The following is a 19,879-nucleotide window of genomic DNA, read 5'->3' as shown; positions in this document are numbered from 1 at the left end:
CAGACCTGGCGTTCTGGGGCCTGTTGGACAAAGACCATTTCGCTGACCCCTTCGCGCCGGGAACCCTCGGCCATCGACAGGTTCAGCGGGGGAAGCAGCATTTTAAGTAATGCGGCTCTGCGTTCAGGTGAATAGTACGGCACGACCAGTCTCTTTCCGCCCCCGATATGCTTTTTTAGGAAAAATCGGAGAGGCGACAACTATCCTGACACCGGGGGCTTCCACCGCCACGACCATGGCGGCATGCACGGCCGCCTTGCGAGCCTTTTTTGCAGCGAGCAGCGGATCCTTTGGCGCCCAACTGATATTCAATCCGTCGGGTTTCTCATGATTTTGAGTGATTGCCGCCAAGCCTACCGCGATGGTGTTCAAGTCAGCTACACCGCTTCCTACAACTTGCAGAAAGTCAGCTAATGCTTGGGTGCTGGAATTGCTTTGTCGTTTTTTCGTGTCTGGCTCGACGCTCGACTGAGCGTCACTTTGTGATTCTGACATTGCAGCTTCCATCGCCCCGGGATTGATGTGACAACGCTGGGACTCGAACCCATAACTCCCGCTTTCAATATGGTTACCCTTTAATCGGCGGGCGTGATAACCGATTTCACCACGTCGTCGAGCGAAGTCTACGTGAAATACCTATCCCTCTAAAAGCAGGAAATGATGTCACTCCAACCCATCCTGCTCCCTGCGAAGGGCACTTTAGTCGACACTGGTACGACGCTCTGTAGGACCTGGCACGCACGCTCACATCAACTGTGGCAATTGAGGCAAGAAGGAGAGCTATTCGTGGTTCGCCCCCCTTCTTAACCACGGTGCGTAAATCAGGATGTTTTATGTGTCTGCCACGCTAGGGCTGTTCGAGCCACCTCCGCGAAATAATGCGCACCTGTAGCAAGCACATTGTCATTGAAGTCGTACTTGGCGTTGTGAAGTGGCACCCCGCCTTCCCCCGCCGCTTCACCGTTAGATGAGGAATAAGGGACGTTACATCCCCCTTCACTGAAACACGGATTTAAACTGCTGTCATAGATGACCGGCTCGGTATCCGAGCCGGTCATCTGCTCCCGCCTTACTTCATTTTGTCGATCGACTCAATTTTTGCTGTGCTTCCGACAGTGCTGAAGGTAAACGCCACCTTGTCTCCGGTGTGGAGCCCCATGACCTGCTCTGGGGTTGCCGTAAAGCCCATGGTCATTGCCGGCCACTGAATGGCCGGAATTGCACCATGAGCGATCGTCACCATGTGTTTTTCCTGGTCAATCGCCTTGATACTGCCTTCCGCCTTAGCACCGGTCACCTCCTTCATTGTCCGGTTCATGTTCATGCTTTGCATCGAATCACCGCCCATATTCATCTCTTCTGCATAGGCATTAAAAGACAGTGCTGCTACGGCGGTTACGATGGCGACTAGGGTCATTTTCATACGATGTTTCCTTCTGGGTTGGGGGTTTCAACTGGGAGGTGACGACGACGCATCAGTCGATACGCTGCCGGAATGACAAACAGGGAAAGTAAGGGGGCTGTGACCATGCCGCCGACCATCGGCGCGGCGATGCGGCTCATGACCTCGCTGCCGGTACCGGTGCCCAATAAAATGGGGAGCAAGCCGGCGATAATGACGGCCACGGTCATCGCCTTAGGACGAACACGCTGTACAGCGCCTTCTCGAATTGCCGCGACCAGACCGCGCTCAGATCCGTCTCCGGCACTCTGGCTTTCGGCCCAGGCATTTTTCAGGTAGAGCAGCATGATCACGCCGAACTCGGCAGACACACCCGCCAGGGCGATGAAGCCCACACCGGTAGCGACCGACAGGTTGAAACCGAGCAGGTAGATAAACCATGCCCCACCCGACAACGCGAAAGGCAGGGTGGCCATGATCAACGCGGCCTCATCGAAGCGAGTAAAGGTGAGATAAAGCAGCACGAAGATAATCAGCAACGTGGCTGGAACCACCAATTTGAGGCGCGCGTTAGCCCGCTCCAAAAACTCAAATTGCCCTGAGTACGCCAAGCTCATGCCTGGCTGCAATTTGACTTGCTCACTCACTGCCTGACGCAGATCAGCTACGACAGAGACGATGTCTCGATCACGCACGTCGATGTACACCCAGCCCGAGGGGCGCGCGTTCTCGCTCTTGAGCATGGGAGGGCCATCGTTGACCTTTACCTTCGCCACGGTGCCCAGGGTTATCTGGATGCCCATTGGCGTGTTGATCGGCAATTGTTCCAAGGCACCGGGAGAGTCACGCCACTCACGCGGGTACCGCACGTTGATGGGGAAACGTGCGAGCCCCTCAATGGTCTCACCCACGTTCTCACCACCAATGGCACCGGCCACAATGGCTTGCACATCAGCGATGTTCATTCCATAACGGGCAGATGCCGCACGGTCGATACCCACATCGATGTAGCGACCGCCTGTTAGCCGTTCCGCCAAAGCTGAACTGACACCAGGCACACCCTTCGCCACTTTCTCGATAGCCTGCGTAACCGCGTCAATGTCCATCAGATTGGTGCCGGCAACCTTGATCCCAATCGGGCTCTTGATACCGGTGGCCAGCATGTCGATGCGGTTACGAATTGGTGGAATCCAGAGGTTGGTCAGCCCAGGGACTTTCACAACCCGGTCCAATTCCTCGATGAGCTTTTCCTGGGTCATGCCCGGACGCCACTGATCATGCGGCTTGAACTGGATAGTGGTTTCAAACATTTCCAGCGGTGCAGGGTCAGTGGCGCTTTCGGCCCGGCCTGCTTTACCGAAAACGTGTTCAACCTCGGGGACGGTCTTGATCAGCCTGTCGGTCTGCTGCAGGAGTTGTGACGCCTTCTGCGCCGACAGACCTGGTAGCGCCGTAGGCATGTAGAGCAAATCACCCTCATCCAGACGTGGAAGAAACTCCCCTCCAAGATGACTGATGGGCCACAAGGCGCTGACGAATACGAAGGACGCGACAAGCATCGTCGCTTTCGGCCAACGCAATACCGCGTCCAAGGCGGGTTGATAAATACGGATCAACCAGCGGTTTAACGGGTTGTGTTTTTCATCCGGGATTTTCCCGCGAATCCAGTACCCCATCAGCACCGGCACCAACGTCACGGACAGGCCTGCCGCTGCAGCCATGGCATAGGTTTTCGTAAAAGCCAGTGGCCCGAACAGCCGCCCTTCCTGTGCTTCGAGCGTGAACACCGGAATGAACGACAAGGTAATGATCAACAAGCAGAAGAACAGTGCAGGTCCAACCTCCGCCGCAGCCTCCGTCATCACATGCCAATGCGCTTCGCCCTTCAGTTCCTTTCCGGGATGCTCCGTGTGCCAAGCCTCGATCTTCTTATGGGCATTCTCGATCATCACCACCGCGGCATCGACCATGGCGCCGATAGCAATGGCAATACCTCCCAGGGACATGATGTTGGCGTTGATCCCCTGGTGACGCATGACGATGAAGGCAATCAGCACACCTACCGGCAAGGAGATGATTGCGACCAAGGACGAGCGCAGGTGCCACAGGAAAATCCCGCAGACCAGTGCAACCACGATGAATTCCTCAATCAACTTGTGGCTGAGGTTTTCCACGGCGCGATCGATCAGCTTGCTACGGTCGTAGGTAGGGACAATCTCCACACCCGGCGGCAGGCTGGTTTTCAGCTCCTCGAGTTTGGTTTTGACCGCGGCGATGGTCTCGCGGGCGTTTTTGCCGCTGCGCAGAATTACTACGCCACCAACAGTCTCTCCCTCACCATCAAGCTCGGAGATACCGCGGCGCATTTCTGGGCCGAGTTGAATCGTGGCGACGTCACCCAGTGTGACGGGCACGCTGCCCATACCCAATTTGAGGGGAATGGCTCGAAAATCATTGAGCGTTTTCAAGTAGCCGGAAGCACGCACAATGAATTCCGTTTCGGCCATTTCGAGTACGGCGCCACCCGTTTCCTGGTTCGCCTTACTAATGGCATCGGTCACCTCAGCTTGCGTGATGCCCAAGCTGGCCATTTTTAGTGGATCGAGCTGAACCTGATATTGCTTGACCATGCCGCCCACTGTTGCCACTTCCGCAACGTTGGGTAGGGTCTTGAGCTCGAACTTGAGGAACCAGTCCTGCAGCGCACGCAACTGCGCCAGGTCATGCCCACCAGTGCGATCCACGAGTGCGTACTGGAAGATCCAGCCCACACCTGTGGCATCCGGCCCAAGTGCCGGCTTGGCGCTGGCAGGCAGCCGGCTTTGAATCTGACTCAGGTACTCCAGCACCCGCGATCGTGCCCAGTACAGATCCGTACCGTCTTCGAAGAGCACGTAGACGAAGCTGTCGCCGAAGAAGGAATAACCTCGTACCGTCTTGGCACCTGGCACCGAGAGCATCGTGGTGGCCAGCGGGTAGGTCACCTGGTTCTCAACAATTTGCGGTGCTTGACCTGGGTAAGGAGTACGGATGATGACCTGCACATCCGAGAGATCCGGAAGTGCATCAATGGGTGTGCTTTGGACTGACCAGATTCCCCATGCAGTGATAAACAACGTCGCTAGCAGAACCAGGAAGCGGTTGCCCACAGACCAACGTATCAGGGCGGCAATCATGGCTTGCCCCCAGACTTTTCAAGCTGCTCAACGTGTAAGCCGTCATCGTTCTGGCTTACAGCGAATTTAACTTTATCGCCGGCTTTGATCCCCACCATCAGCACTGGATCAGCGAGTGGGAAGGTCATGGTCATACCCGGCATACCCAAGGTATTGAATGGACCGTGGGCGATTTTGACTTGGGCGTTGTCGATCTCCAGAACCTCGCCTTGCGACTCATGCAAGGTCGGTTTGGCGGAGGCCATTGGTGCCGACATGTCCAATGGGGTTGCGACGATACCTTTGAGGCTTGCCTCCGAATCGAGCAGGAATTGCCCCGAGGCCACTACTTGCTGCCCTTCTTCAAGGCCTTTCAGGACGGCCGTTTTTCCGTCGTTTTCCTGACCAATCTGCACTTCCACCGGATGGTAGTGACCAGCCTTTTCCGCAACCATCACCAGAGCGCGTTTCCCGGTGCGAATGACAGCCTCACTCGGCACCCACAACACACTTTCATCCGTTGAATGATTGAGCGTCACCTGCGCAGTCAGACCTGGTCTGAGGCGACCTTCAGAATTAGGCAGTTCGATACGAACGCGAATAGTGCGACTGTCAGGATTGGTTTCCGGAAGAATCGTGCTGACCTTGCCCTGGATGACCATCCCGGGGAATGCTGGGAAGCGTGCTCCAGCTGCCTGGCCCACGACGATCGAGCCCGCCTCAGCCTCTGGGACAGCCACATCCAGCCAGACCGTACTCAAACCATTAACGCGAGCGAGCGTCTCACCCGCGGTGATCGTCATCCCCTCGCGGACATCCAGCTCTTGCAGTACGCCACCAATCGGGCTGGTGATCGTCAAGTTCGGCTGGACCTTACCACTGCGTTCTACCTGGGCGATCAACGCCGGTGGCATCCCAGTCAGGCGCAAGCGCTGCCGAGCCGATGCCAGCAAGCCCGCATCCCCATTACGCTTGAGGGCAAGAAACTCTTCCTGCGCACCAGCCCAATCCGGGACGAGGATGTCCACCAAGGCGGTATTTGCACCCAGCACGTCACCTGGTGCTCGGGCATAAACACGCTCTACAAAACCTGGGGTTCGGGATTGAACGACTGCGATGTCTCGCTCGTTAAAGGCCAGTACACCGACCACACTGACACTCGAAGCCATCGTGCCTTTGCTGACCGTGGCCAAACGCAAAGCAATGTTTTGAGTCAGGCTTGGATCAATGTGGACCGATGCGGTGTCCCCGCCACCGTCGGCATACTGAGGCACCAGCTGCATGTCCATAAAAGGCGACTTGCCTGGCTTATCAAACTTCTGCTGCGGGTACATTGGGTCGTACCAATACAGCGCTTTTTTCTCAGCCGAGCCCTGGGCTGCCGGCTGCATGGATGCGTCTTGCATCCCTTCCATTGACCCCTTCGGCAGCCAATATCCACCGGCGACACCGAAGGCAGCTGAGACGCCCACCAACAAGGCTACTTTCAAGACGTTAGAGCTCATTGAGCGGACTCCCCATAGGCTAAATAGAGGCGAGCGCTAGCCAGCGCACGCTGCTCTTCAACATCGATTTGCTTGAGACGGGCTTCAATAAATTCACGGCGGGCGGTGATGACTGAACCTAGATCGCCTTTACCAGCGCGATAACTGGCCATGCTGAGGTCGACCTTTTCCTTGGCCAGTGGCACCAGGCTTTCTTTGCTACGTTGAACAGCTCGACTCTGGCGCTCGTAGTCAGCCAGCTCGTCTTCCAGCTCTTGGTTATGTTCACGTAACGTAGCTTCACGCTCGGCCTCAATCTGATTGAGCTCGGCATACTTGGCGGCAATCTTCGGGTTCTGGCGTGAGCCCGGGAAAATTGGAAGGTCGAAGCTGAATTGCACGCTGACCATGTCACCGTAAACACGGTCGCGATGCTGGTAATCAACCTCCCAACTCCAGTCAGAATGCTTTTCCGACTCGGCTTCATGGACCTTGGCCTGCGCTTCGCGGGTCATAGGTTCAAATACCGCCAACATCGGATGGTTGTGGATGTGGTGGGCATAGCCTGAGGTATCAATTGACCAATCTGGAAAGCCGCCCGCGGGCTTGTCACCGCCGGTGGGACCAATCCAACGCTTGAGAGCGGCTCGCGCCTGAGCTCGCTGACGAATCAAATCATCCTGCTGCTCCTCCAACTGCGCCGCTTCTTGTTTAGGTGTCACAGCATCGGACGGCTGCGCACGGCCGCTGGCAATCTGCGCCCGGACGGTATCGTTGAGCAGACGGTTTTCTTTGTAGAACTCCTGAAATAGCGCATCTTTGCGCTCGATGGAGTAACTGTTGATCCAGGCCATGGCCGTCGATAGGCGTACATTCAAACGCTCTATTCGACGTTCCGCTGTAGCACGTTCGACGCCTGCATCAGCGACCTCAATACGTGCTTTGCGTTTGTAGCTGTTGGGTACTTGTTGTCTGATGCCAGCCATTCGCATGGTCATGTCATCCTCGACGAGACTGCCCTTGGCCGGTCCGCTGATGGGAAAGTTCTGCAACCCAAGAACCAGTTGCGGGTCAGGCAGCTCACCAGCCGGGATGGCTGCGCTGCTGGCAGCCTGAATTTTTGAGTCTTGCGCGCTCAACGATGGCGCATTGTTTTCCGCCAGCCGCAACGCTTCATCGAGCGTTAATGGAGCGGCGAAGCTCGGCAATGCCAATAGGCTTGCCGCAAGGCCGACCACCAACGGCCAACCTGTGCGATAGCACTTGGAGTTCATGTATGTGATTCCTGTGATCATCCATTGCGCGCTAAAAGACAGGCGCAACTAGGCCATCCCGCTAACGCGGCATGAGGCTCAACGTGGGATAGGAATCAAACGCGCGGAGGTCGCCATACCCCTGACGGGGTTGGTACAGGGGAGAAGTCGCTGGAGAAGGAAATTGCTACGGGGTGGGCCGGGGTAATCGGAGTCTTGATGACCGAGACTTGCAACATCCCGCCGGTCTTACACTCTTGACCTGGCTTGCATGGCTTACCGTGATCAGCCAAACCGCCCTTCATGTCTTGGCAGCAGTCTGGACCCATGCCGTCCATCATCGTCATCCCCGAAGTTTCCATCGGGCACGGCTCTGTCGATGCCTGAACGCCCGCCATCCCGCTGAGGGGAAGCGCAAGGCTTATCAGGAAAACGATACAAAACCGTAGATAGCGTTTCATGGGTTCAGGGCAATCTTTGAAAAAGGCTTTTGAGGTCATCAGCACATGTCACGAGCAGCCTATCAAGGTTGCTCAGTCAGTGACATATGACCCGATCTGCATTAAGCCTGGATTACTGATCAGGTTCTCGAACAGAAATTTCCAGTAGCGCACCAGTTTTGGCAGTAGCTCGGCGGCCTCTCCCCAACCCGGAAGAGAGGCACCGGGCGTTACCTTATTGGTTCTTTGCTACTTCGCCAGCGGCCTTGCTGTGCGGATTTACATGGTCAACGTTGCGTACCAGCTTACCGTCTTTCCAAATGAACAGCGGTGCCGACTGCAAAGCTGCGTTCGCCGCTTCCCAGTTGCCATTATTTTTGGGGTTGCCGCCGCTTTCGCCACCGTTACCCGCGTTAGCAGTACCAGCAATGGCCAAGGAGAGGAATGCAAAAGCTACGATAAATTTTTTCATAATATTCTTAATCCGCCATGAGTTAAGGGGCGTCATGCGGGCTGTTGCGCCTCAAGGTGCAACGTCGTTAGCCAGCAGGACGAAAAGCAAGTCGATTGATGTGTTTGTCCACTGCGCGTGCATATGGCAGGCGCAATCAGAGCCTCCCGCCGAGGCGGAACGAGACTCGAGGTGGGAAATCAATCAAACCCGCGGCGGACGCCAAACCCCGGACGGGGTCGGTAGGGGAAGGGGATCATCGGACAACGAAATACCGATCGGATGGGACCACGCGACAGGAGTCTTAATGATTGAGACCTGCAACAGGCTTCCGGTCTTGCATTCTTGACCTGGTTTGCACGACTTGTTGTGCTCGGACGGGCTCTTTGAGTCCTGACAGCAGCTCGACCCATGGCCATCCATCATCGTCATATCTGCAGCATCCATACGGCAGGGTTCTGCCGATGCCTGCATGCCCGCCATCCCAATCATGGGAAGCGCGAAGCTAAACAGGAAGATGAGTAAAAACCGCAGATAGCGTTTCATGGGATGCAGTGTGTTTTTGACAATGGTTTGAAGGTTATCAGCCAACATCACCAACAACCCGTCCGGGATGTTGAGTCGGTGCCATTTCATCGAATCTGTATTAAGCGAACATTATCGACCCAGGTAAAAAACTGGAGTCTCTACCGGTGTCATTTCCAACGACAGTCGCTGTGAGTTGCGACGGCTTACTCCCCCTACTGCTTGCCTGCAACGTCACTCATGTCACTGGCATGCTGCTCGTCGCGATTCGGGTTACGCACCAGCCTACCGTCCTTCCAAACGAAAATCGCTGCGGGTTGCGTGCTTGGAGCACCGTAGTTCCAGGCACGATCATTGTTCGGATTACCACTGCCATTGCCACCATTGGTTGCAAGCGCAGTACCTGAGATGAGCAGAGAGAAAAAAGCAAACACAGCGATTTTTCGGTTCATGGGGTCTCAAAAATCCGTGAGTTGTGGAGGTGCATACCGCTGCTGCACTTCACTAATGGAGGTACACGAAACTGCGGCGGCATGACCAAAAAATTAGGTGACCTGTGAGCGGGGCGTAGCGACACCCCGCCTACGCACCAGGATCAATCCACCTTTGGAAAATCAATCTCGGTGTCATTGATACGGTTGAACGCGTTGGTGAAGATGGTCAAAGCGAAAACCAAGGAAATTTCGAGCAACTGAACATCGGTGTAGCCCGCGGCGAGAATGCCGGCATAGTCATGTTCGCCAAGCGTGCCTTCGGTCTCATGCAGAGTCAGCACAAAGTGAATCAAGGCGTCACGTTTGGCATCACCGGTACTTTGACCAAGACGGATCTTCTTGATGGTGTCAGTCGTCAGGCCAGTCATCTTGCCCAGCATGACGTGCGCTGCCTCGCAGTAGTCGCAACCCGTTCTTGCACTGACCAGAATTTTGATGGTTTCAAGATCCTGTTTACTCAAGCTGCCAGAGGCCAGTGTCGCTTCCGCATCCAGTACCGCAGTGAGAAGCGCAGGATTCAGGTGACCGATTACAGCGTACAGATTAGGCACTGTACCGCCGGCAATTTTCCTCACTTCGTTGTAGACCACGGCAGTTGCATCAGTGGCGGTGGCGACGTCTGGAACATTGATACGGCTCATAGTAAGAGTCCTTCAGCGTTGGTTAGGAGCCATCACTTTAGGGTCAAGAAGTGAGCTTGTTCAGTCTCGATATTCTCAATATAGTGCTCAAAAGTATCAAACAGGAGCTTCTATGCACCCGCCTCTTGATTGGCTCAGCCGCCTCATCAGCATGATGACCGTTCGTGGCCAGTTGGAAATTCGATGCTCCTATGGCGCCCCTTGGGTGGTGGCCTATGAAGACGCGAATGCGGGAGAGATTCCCTACCATGTCATCCTCAGCGGAACTGCCGTGCTGGAGTCACCGGAGCCTGGCAAAGGCCAAAAGCTGAGCGCAGGTGACATCGTCATGTTCCCTCACGGATCACGGCATGTACTGCATGATGGAAGTGGAATTGCACCCGCTCCCGCCCACCATCGCAGTGATCTCAACCTGACGTTCAGTGAGAACACCGGAACAGGCGACCGGTTGGATATGCTCTGCGGACGTTTCATCCTCGCCCCACCCCACGATCGCTTCATTCGCGACTATTTACCCACGCGCCTCGTGGTTCGAACATCGTCCCAGAATCATTCGTCACAGAGCGAAACATCCACGCAACTGGCCGGCCTACTGGCTTTGATGCGGGCTGAGTCCAATATCAGCAATCTGGGTGGGCATGCCATGTTGAATGCACTATCAGCAGCACTTTTCACGCTGACGCTGCGCATGGCGAGCGAGTCTAACGAAGCCCCGATCGGACTGTTGGCACTTGTTGGCCACCCTCGATTAGCGCCCGCGCTCACGGCCATGTTCAGCAATCCTGCGCACTCCTGGACACTTCCGGAATTGGCGGGGCTCTGTAACATGTCGCGAGCGACCTTGGTTCGCCATTTTCAAGAAAAAGTCGGACGTTCGGCCAGCGACCTGTTGACGGGAATACGCATGGCCCTAGCTGCGAATGAGCTGAAGAAACCCAACGCGTCCACTGAGGTAATAGCGGAGGCGGTCGGTTACCAATCCTTGGCAGCCTTCAGGCGCGCATTCAGTCAGCACATGAACATGACGCCGGGAGAATGACGTCGCCTATCCCACCCCAAGGTAGATTGAGTTTTTACCCGAGCAATGATTACTGATTTTGATTCCTCACCGAAAGCCTAGAGTTTGGAACGCCCACCCACCAACACGAAGGGTGCCCAATCACCAGGTAAGTCGGCGGCCAGGTCGACGCTGTGTCGGGCCTCGCAGAGAGCCATTCGCATAGCCTCGGCCGTGCTGCGTTGACCTTCGCCACTGCGCTGGCAGTCCGCGATCGTCGGGTCTCCTAGCATAAGTGCGACAAGACGAGGCATCACAAAGGCAGACACGTCGTCTCGGACAGTCCATTGAGACAGCAAAATAGACTCTGCCCCTGCACGGAAGAAAGCCGTGGCAAAGCCGGTCAAGGCATCGCCCGCGGCTTCGCCACTTGAACCGGTGTTGCAAGCCGACAGGATGACGAGCCACGCTTTTATATTCAGCTGCATGATCTCGCTCAGAGTCAGGAAGCCATCGGCATTGCTTGGCCCTTTGCGCCGAGGTCTCGACAGAACAAGGGCGGACTCCTCGAGACCGAAGTTCCCACGCATTAGGCCGTGGGTGGCGAATACCAGAACCTCTGCTTGGTTCAAGGGTTGCTTATTGCGGGCAGCGGCGCGAACCCTACCTTCAGTGGCACGGTCCCAAAGTAGCGGTCGTGACGCGTGGTTTGAGATAACGCCGTTAAGCTTTGAGATAGCCAGAAGTTCGCACCGGGTTCCCGGCAAAGGCAATAGTGAAGACATCGGATCGTCGCCTAGCACACCGCGGGCACGCCGATTGCGGAGCGCTAACTGTGCGCAATCGTCAGTACGATCCACGGCTTGACCATGGCCAAGGGCGGGATCACCCACGCCAAAGAGGCGGATACGGCCCTCGTCGTGTGCCACTTCATTCGACCGAACGTAGGCGTATATCGTGGGATATATCGAGATGGCCTTCTCCAAGCCTAACCATTTCGCCGATGCCGCTGCGACTGCGCCGCGCCCGGCCTGCGGACGGTTAATCGGCAGAGCACCGAAGGGTACCGAAGCGAACTCGTCATGAGGCACGATGATTAGCTCATCACTTTTCGTAACCATATCTCGAATGATCGGATCGGCAAAAATCTCATCGAACACGCGATAGGCGATCGTGGCTTCGAAGTGATCGCTTCGTAAAGGGCAGGGCCCGACCGAATTGAGCTGGAATTCAGCGATGAAAGCATTTTTCAGACGGCCGTAGGCGGCCCCCATCCTTGAGTCTTCAGGGAACTCGCAGCACATCACCACGTCCAGGGCACACCGGAGGTTTTCGATGTCGGTACGTAGGGTTTCGCGGTCAGCGCTTAGTGCAGCCCATGCTGTCCTTTCCGAGCCAATAGCCCATATGCGGCCGGCACCTGTTCCAGCGCCAGGGCTGATCATGACGAGTACTTGTCGCGGCTTGAGGTCAAAACCCGAAATAGGGGCGACGCTCGGAATCTCACGATCGAATTGCGCCCACAACGCATCAGTCTGAGCCCTCGTCAAAGAAGGGAATTTGGGATGCACTCTACCTTCGGTGTTACGGTGGGCCGCCAGCGATGCACTCGACGATTGATAGTCCTGTGCGACCTCGAACGCTTCGCTCCGAATCTTGTCGGACATGTCGCCAGATCGGAAGAGGGCGCGCAGGCGCACGGCATTGAGTGCCCGATAAGCCTTCATCCTTGGACTGGTCGTGGGTGCAGTCGGATTGCGGATGTCACTCTCACTGTAAGCTGGACTAATATCTCCAGCCATGTGCGCGCCCAAGGCAACGCCCACCAATTCCTGGAGGCGCTCCGGATCGAAGTTGGTTCGCTCCAAAAACTCAAAATAGGCATTGAAGACCTGTGCCGGGCGGTAGGAATACCCCAGACCTTCAAGTATTCCAGCTTGCGCAATCGCGGTCTGGAAAATGGCATGCGCCAATTCCTGCTCGCCGGCCGCTTCTTTGTATCGTGCGACCCGCACTAGACAGTCTACGAATGGACCTGCCCTTGGATAGCCATCTAGTAGCTCTTCTTCTTCATAGGTTCCGAACGAATCGCTTGTGTAGTTTGGATTCGCGTTGGGCTCGCCCAATCGATCAAGCTCAGCGATCACATCCCCTACGGGGCCTGGTACGATCATCGGCCTCGGAGCAACCTCGTCCCACAAGGTGCCACTCACATGCGGATCGGTCAGAAAGAACGTCTGCTCGCGAGCCGCTGCGGCGTACAACTGTAGCGCGTTCAAATAGCCCATCGAAGCGGCGGCAGTGTCGCCGGTTTGCTCCGCAATGAACGCCCGTTCGCAAGTGACACGTGCCCGCGCCTCACCCGGCAAGTCTGAGGGCTCCCGAAGCGCCGTTACAAAGGCTTCACTGGCCTCTCTATAGTTGCCATGCTCGAGAAGAACAGTGCCACGAGCGGCCACCACCACTGAACTAGAGCCCAGAGGTGCCAATAAACGCAAGGCTTCTGCATAGCGACCTAGCTTCGTTAGTGAACTGGCCATCAAGATTGCTGCTGGTACCGCGTCCGGAGCAGTGCGATGGCTTAGCAGGTATGGCAGTACGTAGGTCACTTCCTCTGCCCCACGCTCCCATTCGCCCTCTGTAATAAGAATTGCGACATTGCGAGCGCCTTCGGTTGACTTACCTGCCAGCGTGGCTTCGCTCAGCAACACCGCGAAAACGGCGAACAATAGTGGAACGAGACGAATGCGTCGCATGCCCCCTCCTCGCTCAAGTCCTAGCTTTTTAGTCCTTGTTCGAAAAGCAGTGCTTCGAGTTCGCGGCGCTTCAGTAGACCGCGGGCCTGCGGATCGTTTTCCCAGATTCTCGTCATTTTGCGAATCTGGGCAGGAACCGCCGCAAAGTCGCGCCTCAGCATCAAGTCGTAGATCTCGCGCATCTCGCGGCGGCGATCTGATCTTTTTGAGAGGCTGGCACCACGGTTGTAGATCAGCGAGACCAACGCACCAAAGGAGTCCGGCTTCAGATCCGCGCAGTTCTGAAACGTATCCTCTGTCTGGCCCACCACATACCGGAGGTATGCATCAAACTGGGTGTTTGACTCCGGCCAGCCGACCTTGTTGCCTTGCATTTCCTTGGCCTGCTGTGCAGCCGACTTGCCCGTCACCCCGCAACATTTCGCGAGCCTGTCTACCGAGTTTTTGGGAAGCAATCCTCCCCAGTCAGATCGAAATGTAGAGGCGGTGGTATACCCAAGATCATAACCGATGCCAATTGTTACGCCTGACTGCCCCCCGGGCCAGACCGGGTTCTCAAGCCGGGAGCGATAGTTGGCTTCATTGGTCACCTCACAAGCGACGATAAGGCTTCTGGCCGAGTTCGAGATCAGGCGCTCGCTCTGACGGCCGCGATAACCACCTTGGGAACGAGATTGGTCCCCGGGAAAGACCTCAAACTTCTCACGGAAGGCCCCCAAATGAGCGAACTCGTCAGCTGCAATCGCTTTCGCAAGCTCCATCTCGAATGGCGACGCCGACGTTTGAGCTCTAATAGTTACGGACCACCCCACCGCCCCGAGTAAAACCAAAACATCGCGGCGGCTCAATCCGGTAGGCTCAATCAGATTGACCATGAGCACCTCCTGAGAACAGATATTTGGTGAGGGTTCTTGCCCGTTTCCAAGATCGACTTAGTAACTGCTGACGAATACGTATCCGAGAGCATAGAAGGTCTACGACAATTCAGTAATCGAACTCACCTGAACTTTTTGTCTCGGCCGACCCAATGAGTTGATCAGCTCGGTCTGCCCTTCTAATTCGTAAAGCGATGACGCCTTTGTGGTGAGGTGTGCAGTCGACTCTGCAAGCCAGAAAGACTCCATACATGACAAAGATGGATGGCAGGGTGAGGCATGCACTTTAGAGAATCAGATAGCCTTTGTGACCACGCGCCGCACAGCCCCTCTGCCGGCCACCAGCAACGCAGCTCAGATTCTCGCTGCGTAAATGGCGCACCCCAAATCACTCCAAATATCTCTACAACAAAAACTGAATTTTGAAGTAGCAATGAGCATGTTACCCGCAGTCTCAAAATTGCTCGCACATCATCAAACTATAAAGTTCACCAGTTGATGCTCATATACGCTGCACCATCTTTATCGATCACGCATTCAACATAAGCGAACCATCGATCGACGCTATCTAACCTGCATGAAAAGCCAAAATCGACTCCTCAGGGCAACGCGCGCAATGAGACCAATGAGCATCTTTTTGAGGATTTTGAGACTAATAAAATTCAGAACCAGTGCGTAAAGTAGCCCTGTCGTCGCACTGGGACAGACCCCACATCCGGTTCCTGATGCCCCTTTCGCGAGTGGATTGAGTAAAACCGAGATATATCCATGGTGCGGCGGACAAGTTACAACCCAAATTCTGAATAATCAAATCCCTTAAGCAAGCTAAGGAAGTAAAACTCAATGAATGCTCTATTTAAATCTATTGCCAACTCTGGCCTGCTCAAAAAGGACCTAGACTTCCATTTGGTTAGAGCATCCATGGTTATTATCTTTCTATTTTTTGGTTATCAGAAATGGTTCCAATATGAAGCTGATGTACTGATTCCATATATCAGTAACGGCCCATTGGTTTCCTGGATGTATCCAGTTTTCGGGGTCCGCGGGGCTAGCTGGTTCCTGGGCGTAGCGGAATGGACATTCGGTGCCTTGTTGTTCGCCGGGTTCTGGAGCCGAAAGCTGGGCGCGCTGGGAGCTTTGGGCTCGATCGTGACCTTCCTGGGAACCGTGACGATCATCCCATTCATGCCTAATGGTTGGGCGGAATCGGCAGGCGGTTTCCCTGCGATGGTTGGCAACATTCCATTCCTCATGAAGGACGTTGTCCTGCTCGCCGTATCTGTCTACCTGCTGAAAGAAGACATTCAACGTATGGCCTTCAACGCCTTACGCAACCACTAACTCTGTTCTCAAAACAGATTGGCAGGTGCTTCGAGCTGTCAAAAGGCAGCTCGATTTAAAAAAGCCAAACCAATCACCTGAGTTCTGAAACTGATGCCGCTGGCAGCAAAGGTATATCGCGAACTCCTCACGCGGTCCCGCTACGCGGTGCTAAAAAGGAGGTTAAGGTGGTTTCATCCTTGTTGATTGGCCTGGTCGCCGTCACAGTAATGGGATTTGCGAATCAACTTGGTGATACGTGCACAGTCTCTGCCATCAGAGAAATTGTGCAGGTACGGCGTTTCACTCGCCTATTCGTTTTACTCGAAGCCGCTCTTTGGGCCGGGGTCAGTCTCGTATGGCTGAACGCCTTCGACACCTTAACCACCAGACCTTCCAATTATGCGGTGGGCACATTGACCATTGTCGGTGGCATCCTGTTTGGCTTGGGTGCGCTGCTCAATCGCGCCTGCTTATTTGGAACCGTTTCACGCTTAGGCAATGGAGAATGGGCCTACATTTTCACACCGGCCGGCATCTTCGCAGGCAGTCTTGCTGCCCTAAAACTTCCCCCGCCTCAGCCGTTCACACCAAATGAATCGCTTGCGCTCGGCAGCCCACCTTGGCTTTTAGCCCTAACCATCGGGTTGATCTTGGTCAGGCTCTACGTACACAGATTGAAAGCTGGCCAGGCAAAGCGATCGATACTGAAATACCTGAGCTCTCCGAGCGTCGCCACGACAGTCATCGGCATCAGTTTCGTGATCGCGTTCGCCGTCGAAGGAAGCTGGGGTTATGCCGAGCTTCTAAGCGATTTCGCGCGAGGTAAAGCTCAAGCCTTCCCAATAAAGTGGGTGCTTTTCGCTGCTCTCATGATGGGCTCGGTGGGGGGAGCTTGGGTCACCAAGCAGTTTCGATCCATCACTCCTACCATTGAAAACGTGGTCCGCTGTCTGATCGGCGGAGCGCTGATGGGCGCGGGCGCAGCATTAATCCCCGGCGGGAACATTAGCCTTGTGCTTATCGGAATACCCTTACTACAGCCCTATGCCTGGGTCGCATTTGCCAGCATATGCATCACGCTCTACGCTGCCATTCGTATGACTACTAGGCAAGACGCACCCTAGTGCTCAATTACCAAGCGCTTCTAGCACGACCACGAATACAGAACCCAAGCAAACTCCGTTGTTGTCGACAGGAGCTGAGCAGCATGCCAGATGAATATTCGTTATCCGAAGTGTTGGGCAGGATGTACCACAATCAGTTGGCTTTAGAAGCCGCAATCATGGAGTTGACACTAAAGTTGGAAAGCCAAGGCTTCGTGGAGACGGGAGGAAACGTGCGAGGGGCATTGAACGCGATCGGCGAAAACGCGGGCTACATCAGACAAGGGATAGCCAGACTAAAAGGTCAGGACACTGATTAGAGTTAATGATTTTCTCCAACCACTCAAAGACCTGACCAATAGTCAGACAAATACACCCTCTTGCTCAACGAGACAGAGAAGAGGTTTACGACTAGCCACCCTGGCAACCATTGCCCCAGATTTTATACTTCAGATCCTTCACCTCGCCTTTCGAGTTTTTATAGACCATTTCAGCATCAGTAATCCCGCAAGCGTCAGGATCCGAGTGCATACTGATCACTTCTTTTACGTCGAGTGGTTGTTCTTGCTCAGGCACATCCTTGGCAAAAGCTGTTTGCACACCTAATGCCACCACTAATGCAACGAATACAGGTGGAACGCGCATGATCTTTACCTCTGTTAGTTTTGTTTAGACGGATACAGACTGCGCAAAAACGATTATGACTACATTAAAAAATCAAAAAAATAACAACTTAAAAAAACTTTCACTTAATCATGTCTTAACATTCTAAGATCGAAATACACATGCATAGTCATCCACCTTTGCAAGCGAGCGCATGAGTATGAAAAAAACATCTGCACCCACGCCTTTCTGGCGAAAACTGCTAGAGCTGTCAGTTGCTGTTCCAACTCGACAAAATATTGTTGAGTTGGCGCCTTTAGTGATACGGTTAATCGTTGGTTACGGTTTCATGGTTCATGGGTTCGCAAAACTTTTCCGAGGGCCTGAGTCATTTGCCGTCGTATTACATGCGATAGGGACTCCGACCCCTTACCTCATGTCCGTAATCACAATCATCATCGAAATTTTTGGTGGCTTGGCCATTTTGCTGGGTGCATTTGTTACGCTTGCAAGCATTCCGATGATTATCGTTTTGCTGGTTGCAACCTTTACCGTGCATCTGCAATATGGTTTCAGTTCAATCAAGATTTTGGCCGTTACACCGTCCGGCGCTCAATTCGGGCAACCTGGATATGAGACTGACCTCTTGTATATGGCAGGACTTGTAGCTCTTGTCATCGGTGGACCTGGCCGTTTTGCGGTAGATACACTACTTAGAAATAAACTGAGGAGTACGTCCAACTGAAGAGATGAAATACGCGAATGTTAGCCCTGTTTCAACTTGAGCATTGGCCTCAACCTGTTCAAGCTCCTTTTTTAGCTGCCTCCCCGGGCAGCTTTTTTTTGCTCGTTTGTTTTATCCGCGCTAACACTTCCCGTCCTCGCTGAAGCTTTTAATCATTGCGGAAACTCGTAGCCGAGCCCGGTACAGCAGAACACGAACATTTGAAATTGAAATATTCAGCTCATCACGAATTTCTGTTAATTCCAATCCGTGTCGATCTCGCATCAGGAAAACTTGACGTTGAAGGAGAGGAAGAGATTGCAGTGTTTTTTCAAGGCACTGGCACAGTTCCCCCTCAAGCAGCAAGGCTTCCGGGGTATCGCCGTGCCAGGCGTACGGCGCCGCCAACCATGCGTTGCCGTTGGATGGAAATCCAGTGGGGATACTCTCAATCCCAGATAGATCCTCAAACAAGACCTCTCGGCGTTTTTGTTTATAGCAATCTTTTGCAGAATTAGCTGTGATTCTCAGTAGCCAGGTTTTCAGGCTTGAGCGCCCTTGGAAATTCTTTATATTACGAACAATCGAGAGCCAAGAGTCTTGAACAACATCATCAGAATTTTGGAAGCCCGCAATTGCGACAGCTACTGCATACATTGAGCTTTGATAAGTATTTACAAGCTCCTGGTATGCCTGAGCGTCATCCGCGAGCAGACGTTCAAGTAGTTGTTGTTCGTCCACCATGAGGACGGCCTCTCCTTATGAGTTCACTTGCGAATTGAAATCGACGAAAAAAATGAGCCCAAAGGACTCATTGATGTGAATTAACTATTTTCAGAAAGTGGCAGCGCTGAGGGGGAAACGGTCAAATTGGCGACAATCCTAGATTCATTCCCAAGCTGATAATGGCGAGAACGAGACCTGTAATAGCAACGAACAGATAGTCACGTGCTTTAAGGAATAGCATGAGCACTACGACAACACGTACGACTGGAAGAAAAATGAAAGTCGCGACGCCAAATTTCACCAGGCTGTAACCGAGTTGTGCGATTTGTAAGGAGTGTCCAATGTGGAAAAGTATCGCCATTACCATTCCAGCGGATACCAGCCCGACCGCAATTAACGTTCCAAATCCAAGTAGACGCGCAATCACCCCGTAAGGTTGCTCGTATTTACTAGAAGGAAAATTCATAGCCCCTCCTATATTTGAATGCCGAAAGCATTCATCAACATCTGAACTGCAAGGATCGCAAGCACCACGACAAAAGCTACACGCAATTTTTCGGCAGAAACCTTCATCAATAATCGCGCACCGAGTAATGCACCAATTACGGAGCCAAGCACAACCGGGCCCGTGATCCCCATATCTATCTCACCACGGAATAGATAAACGCTGGCACTGGCTGCGGCAGTGACACCAATCATGAAACTTGAGGTAGCAGAAGAAACTTTAATGGGAAGCTGGAGTGCTTTATCCATTGCTGGGATTTTCAGCACACCAGACCCAATTCCAAGCAAGGCGGAAATAACACCTGCGATATACATAAGCACCATACCCAATGGCACGCTACTTACGTTATAGGCGATCTCCTTACCTAAAACTGCATCCGGATAACTCGAATGCAACTGAAGCAGGGCGGTTGCAGGAGCTGA

At 54.0% G+C, this 19,879-nt stretch carries 21 protein-coding genes and 1 tRNA gene; 5 read left to right on the top strand and 17 right to left on the bottom strand.

Annotated features, from left to right (window positions below; all coding sequences use genetic code 11):
• Nucleotides 1-123: 123 nt before the first annotated feature.
• From M5G20_RS19340 to M5G20_RS19290, 11 genes are all read right to left on the bottom strand, one after another.
• Nucleotides 124-495 carry a hypothetical protein gene (locus tag M5G20_RS19340; protein ID WP_273920359.1) on the bottom strand — a complete coding sequence of 124 codons (372 nt, stop codon included), beginning with the start codon at nucleotides 493-495 and terminating at the stop codon, nucleotides 124-126.
• 28 nt (nucleotides 496-523) lie between these two features.
• A tRNA-OTHER gene (locus tag M5G20_RS19335) sits at nucleotides 524-614 on the bottom strand.
• A 455-nt stretch (nucleotides 615-1,069) separates the two neighbouring features.
• On the bottom strand, nucleotides 1,070-1,423 hold the full coding sequence (locus M5G20_RS19330) for a copper-binding protein (RefSeq protein ID WP_273920358.1): 354 nt from the start codon (nucleotides 1,421-1,423) through the stop codon (nucleotides 1,070-1,072).
• On the bottom strand, nucleotides 1,420-4,578 hold the full coding sequence (locus tag M5G20_RS19325) for an efflux RND transporter permease subunit (RefSeq protein ID WP_273920357.1): 3,159 nt from the start codon (nucleotides 4,576-4,578) through the stop codon (nucleotides 1,420-1,422). The genes M5G20_RS19330 and M5G20_RS19325 overlap by 4 nt, the downstream gene beginning before the upstream one ends.
• The gene (locus M5G20_RS19320) at nucleotides 4,575-6,062 is read right to left on the bottom strand and encodes an efflux RND transporter periplasmic adaptor subunit (protein ID WP_273920356.1); all 1,488 of its coding nucleotides are present in this window, start codon (nucleotides 6,060-6,062) and stop codon (nucleotides 4,575-4,577) included. The genes M5G20_RS19325 and M5G20_RS19320 overlap by 4 nt, the downstream gene beginning before the upstream one ends.
• Nucleotides 6,059-7,315 carry a TolC family protein gene (locus tag M5G20_RS19315; RefSeq protein ID WP_273920355.1) on the bottom strand — a complete coding sequence of 419 codons (1,257 nt, stop codon included), beginning with the start codon at nucleotides 7,313-7,315 and terminating at the stop codon, nucleotides 6,059-6,061. Before M5G20_RS19315 ends, M5G20_RS19320 begins: the two co-directional genes overlap by 4 nt.
• Before the next feature lie 95 nt (nucleotides 7,316-7,410).
• Nucleotides 7,411-7,755 (bottom strand): hypothetical protein, encoded by a 345-nt coding sequence (locus M5G20_RS19310; protein ID WP_273920361.1) that lies wholly within the window; start codon nucleotides 7,753-7,755, stop codon nucleotides 7,411-7,413.
• Nucleotides 7,756-7,969: 214 nt separating this feature from the next.
• Nucleotides 7,970-8,206: a hypothetical protein gene (locus tag M5G20_RS19305; RefSeq protein ID WP_273920354.1), complete on the bottom strand. Its 237-nt coding sequence runs from the start codon at nucleotides 8,204-8,206 to the stop codon at nucleotides 7,970-7,972.
• Between the two features lie 183 nt (nucleotides 8,207-8,389).
• Nucleotides 8,390-8,731 carry a hypothetical protein gene (locus M5G20_RS19300; RefSeq protein ID WP_273920360.1) on the bottom strand — a complete coding sequence of 114 codons (342 nt, stop codon included), beginning with the start codon at nucleotides 8,729-8,731 and terminating at the stop codon, nucleotides 8,390-8,392.
• A 194-nt stretch (nucleotides 8,732-8,925) separates the two neighbouring features.
• Nucleotides 8,926-9,162: a hypothetical protein gene (locus tag M5G20_RS19295; RefSeq protein ID WP_273920353.1), complete on the bottom strand. Its 237-nt coding sequence runs from the start codon at nucleotides 9,160-9,162 to the stop codon at nucleotides 8,926-8,928.
• 143 nt (nucleotides 9,163-9,305) lie between these two features.
• Nucleotides 9,306-9,845: a carboxymuconolactone decarboxylase family protein gene (locus tag M5G20_RS19290; RefSeq protein WP_273920352.1), complete on the bottom strand. Its 540-nt coding sequence runs from the start codon at nucleotides 9,843-9,845 to the stop codon at nucleotides 9,306-9,308.
• A gap of 112 nt (nucleotides 9,846-9,957) precedes the next feature.
• On the opposite strand from M5G20_RS19290, the gene M5G20_RS19285 reads away from it, so the two are divergent.
• Nucleotides 9,958-10,884 (top strand): AraC family transcriptional regulator, encoded by a 927-nt coding sequence (locus M5G20_RS19285; RefSeq protein WP_273920350.1) that lies wholly within the window; start codon nucleotides 9,958-9,960, stop codon nucleotides 10,882-10,884.
• A gap of 77 nt (nucleotides 10,885-10,961) precedes the next feature.
• Here the strand turns inward: M5G20_RS19285 and M5G20_RS19280 are convergent, their stop codons facing one another.
• Together M5G20_RS19280 and M5G20_RS19275 are read right to left on the bottom strand one after the other, a co-directional pair.
• The gene (locus tag M5G20_RS19280; protein ID WP_273920349.1) at nucleotides 10,962-13,598 is read right to left on the bottom strand and encodes a CHAT domain-containing tetratricopeptide repeat protein; all 2,637 of its coding nucleotides are present in this window, start codon (nucleotides 13,596-13,598) and stop codon (nucleotides 10,962-10,964) included.
• 20 nt (nucleotides 13,599-13,618) lie between these two features.
• A complete protein-coding gene (locus M5G20_RS19275) occupies nucleotides 13,619-14,473 on the bottom strand; it encodes a glycoside hydrolase family protein (RefSeq protein WP_273920348.1) in 855 nt (284 codons plus the stop codon).
• 843 nt (nucleotides 14,474-15,316) lie between these two features.
• Here M5G20_RS19275 and M5G20_RS19270 point away from each other — a divergent pair.
• From M5G20_RS19270 to M5G20_RS19260, 3 genes are all read left to right on the top strand, one after another.
• On the top strand, nucleotides 15,317-15,814 hold the full coding sequence (locus M5G20_RS19270) for a YkgB family protein (protein ID WP_273920347.1): 498 nt from the start codon (nucleotides 15,317-15,319) through the stop codon (nucleotides 15,812-15,814).
• Nucleotides 15,815-15,981: 167 nt separating this feature from the next.
• Nucleotides 15,982-16,920 carry a YeeE/YedE thiosulfate transporter family protein gene (locus tag M5G20_RS19265; RefSeq protein WP_273920346.1) on the top strand — a complete coding sequence of 313 codons (939 nt, stop codon included), beginning with the start codon at nucleotides 15,982-15,984 and terminating at the stop codon, nucleotides 16,918-16,920.
• An 83-nt stretch (nucleotides 16,921-17,003) separates the two neighbouring features.
• The gene (locus M5G20_RS19260) at nucleotides 17,004-17,219 is read left to right on the top strand and encodes a hypothetical protein (protein ID WP_273920343.1); all 216 of its coding nucleotides are present in this window, start codon (nucleotides 17,004-17,006) and stop codon (nucleotides 17,217-17,219) included.
• A gap of 91 nt (nucleotides 17,220-17,310) precedes the next feature.
• Here M5G20_RS19260 and M5G20_RS19255 read toward each other — a convergent pair whose 3' ends face one another.
• Complete coding sequence (locus M5G20_RS19255) at nucleotides 17,311-17,544, bottom strand: DUF2790 domain-containing protein (RefSeq protein ID WP_273920341.1); 234 nt, start codon at nucleotides 17,542-17,544, stop codon at nucleotides 17,311-17,313.
• Nucleotides 17,545-17,716: 172 nt separating this feature from the next.
• On the opposite strand from M5G20_RS19255, the gene M5G20_RS19250 reads away from it, so the two are divergent.
• Nucleotides 17,717-18,247, top strand: coding sequence for a DoxX family protein (locus tag M5G20_RS19250; protein ID WP_273920340.1), 531 nt, complete (start codon nucleotides 17,717-17,719; stop codon nucleotides 18,245-18,247).
• A gap of 120 nt (nucleotides 18,248-18,367) precedes the next feature.
• On the opposite strand, the gene M5G20_RS19245 is transcribed toward M5G20_RS19250, so the two are convergent.
• The 3 genes from M5G20_RS19245 to M5G20_RS19235 form a co-directional block, all read right to left on the bottom strand.
• Nucleotides 18,368-18,970 (bottom strand): RNA polymerase sigma factor, encoded by a 603-nt coding sequence (locus tag M5G20_RS19245; protein ID WP_273920339.1) that lies wholly within the window; start codon nucleotides 18,968-18,970, stop codon nucleotides 18,368-18,370.
• A gap of 121 nt (nucleotides 18,971-19,091) precedes the next feature.
• Nucleotides 19,092-19,418, bottom strand: coding sequence for a DUF1634 domain-containing protein (locus tag M5G20_RS19240; RefSeq protein WP_273920338.1), 327 nt, complete (start codon nucleotides 19,416-19,418; stop codon nucleotides 19,092-19,094).
• Between the two features lie 8 nt (nucleotides 19,419-19,426).
• Nucleotides 19,427-19,879: sulfite exporter TauE/SafE family protein (locus tag M5G20_RS19235; protein ID WP_273920337.1), on the bottom strand; the 453-nt coding region annotated here is incomplete at its 5' end.

The organism is Pseudomonas sp. TNT2022 ID1044, from assembly GCF_028656895.1.
GTDB lineage: Bacteria > Pseudomonadota > Gammaproteobacteria > Pseudomonadales > Pseudomonadaceae > Aquipseudomonas > Aquipseudomonas reinekei.
This window is presented reverse-complemented; position numbering and strand designations above follow the sequence as displayed.

Excerpts from the sequence above, each read along its gene's own strand:
- M5G20_RS19325 (WP_273920357.1), bottom strand. The coding sequence starts at position 4,578 with ATGATTGCCGCCCTGATACGTTGGTCTGTGGGCAACCGCTTCCTGGTT.
- M5G20_RS19310 (WP_273920361.1), bottom strand. The coding sequence starts at position 7,755 with ATGAAACGCTATCTACGGTTTTGTATCGTTTTCCTGATAAGCCTTGCG.
- M5G20_RS19275 (WP_273920348.1), bottom strand. The coding sequence starts at position 14,473 with ATGGTCAATCTGATTGAGCCTACCGGATTGAGCCGCCGCGATGTTTTG.
- M5G20_RS19245 (WP_273920339.1), bottom strand. The coding sequence starts at position 18,970 with ATGGTGGACGAACAACAACTACTTGAACGTCTGCTCGCGGATGACGCT.
- M5G20_RS19280 (WP_273920349.1), bottom strand. The coding sequence starts at position 13,598 with ATGCGACGCATTCGTCTCGTTCCACTATTGTTCGCCGTTTTCGCGGTG.
- M5G20_RS19285 (WP_273920350.1), top strand. The coding sequence starts at position 9,958 with ATGCACCCGCCTCTTGATTGGCTCAGCCGCCTCATCAGCATGATGACC.
- M5G20_RS19250 (WP_273920340.1), top strand. The coding sequence starts at position 17,717 with ATGAGTATGAAAAAAACATCTGCACCCACGCCTTTCTGGCGAAAACTG.
- M5G20_RS19340 (WP_273920359.1), bottom strand. The coding sequence starts at position 495 with ATGTCAGAATCACAAAGTGACGCTCAGTCGAGCGTCGAGCCAGACACG.
- M5G20_RS19260 (WP_273920343.1), top strand. The coding sequence starts at position 17,004 with ATGCCAGATGAATATTCGTTATCCGAAGTGTTGGGCAGGATGTACCAC.
- M5G20_RS19315 (WP_273920355.1), bottom strand. The coding sequence starts at position 7,315 with ATGAACTCCAAGTGCTATCGCACAGGTTGGCCGTTGGTGGTCGGCCTT.
- M5G20_RS19255 (WP_273920341.1), bottom strand. The coding sequence starts at position 17,544 with ATGCGCGTTCCACCTGTATTCGTTGCATTAGTGGTGGCATTAGGTGTG.
- M5G20_RS19330 (WP_273920358.1), bottom strand. The coding sequence starts at position 1,423 with ATGAAAATGACCCTAGTCGCCATCGTAACCGCCGTAGCAGCACTGTCT.
- M5G20_RS19300 (WP_273920360.1), bottom strand. The coding sequence starts at position 8,731 with ATGAAACGCTATCTGCGGTTTTTACTCATCTTCCTGTTTAGCTTCGCG.
- M5G20_RS19305 (WP_273920354.1), bottom strand. The coding sequence starts at position 8,206 with ATGAAAAAATTTATCGTAGCTTTTGCATTCCTCTCCTTGGCCATTGCT.
- M5G20_RS19240 (WP_273920338.1), bottom strand. The coding sequence starts at position 19,418 with ATGAATTTTCCTTCTAGTAAATACGAGCAACCTTACGGGGTGATTGCG.
- M5G20_RS19320 (WP_273920356.1), bottom strand. The coding sequence starts at position 6,062 with ATGAGCTCTAACGTCTTGAAAGTAGCCTTGTTGGTGGGCGTCTCAGCT.
- M5G20_RS19270 (WP_273920347.1), top strand. The coding sequence starts at position 15,317 with ATGAATGCTCTATTTAAATCTATTGCCAACTCTGGCCTGCTCAAAAAG.
- M5G20_RS19290 (WP_273920352.1), bottom strand. The coding sequence starts at position 9,845 with ATGAGCCGTATCAATGTTCCAGACGTCGCCACCGCCACTGATGCAACT.
- M5G20_RS19295 (WP_273920353.1), bottom strand. The coding sequence starts at position 9,162 with ATGAACCGAAAAATCGCTGTGTTTGCTTTTTTCTCTCTGCTCATCTCA.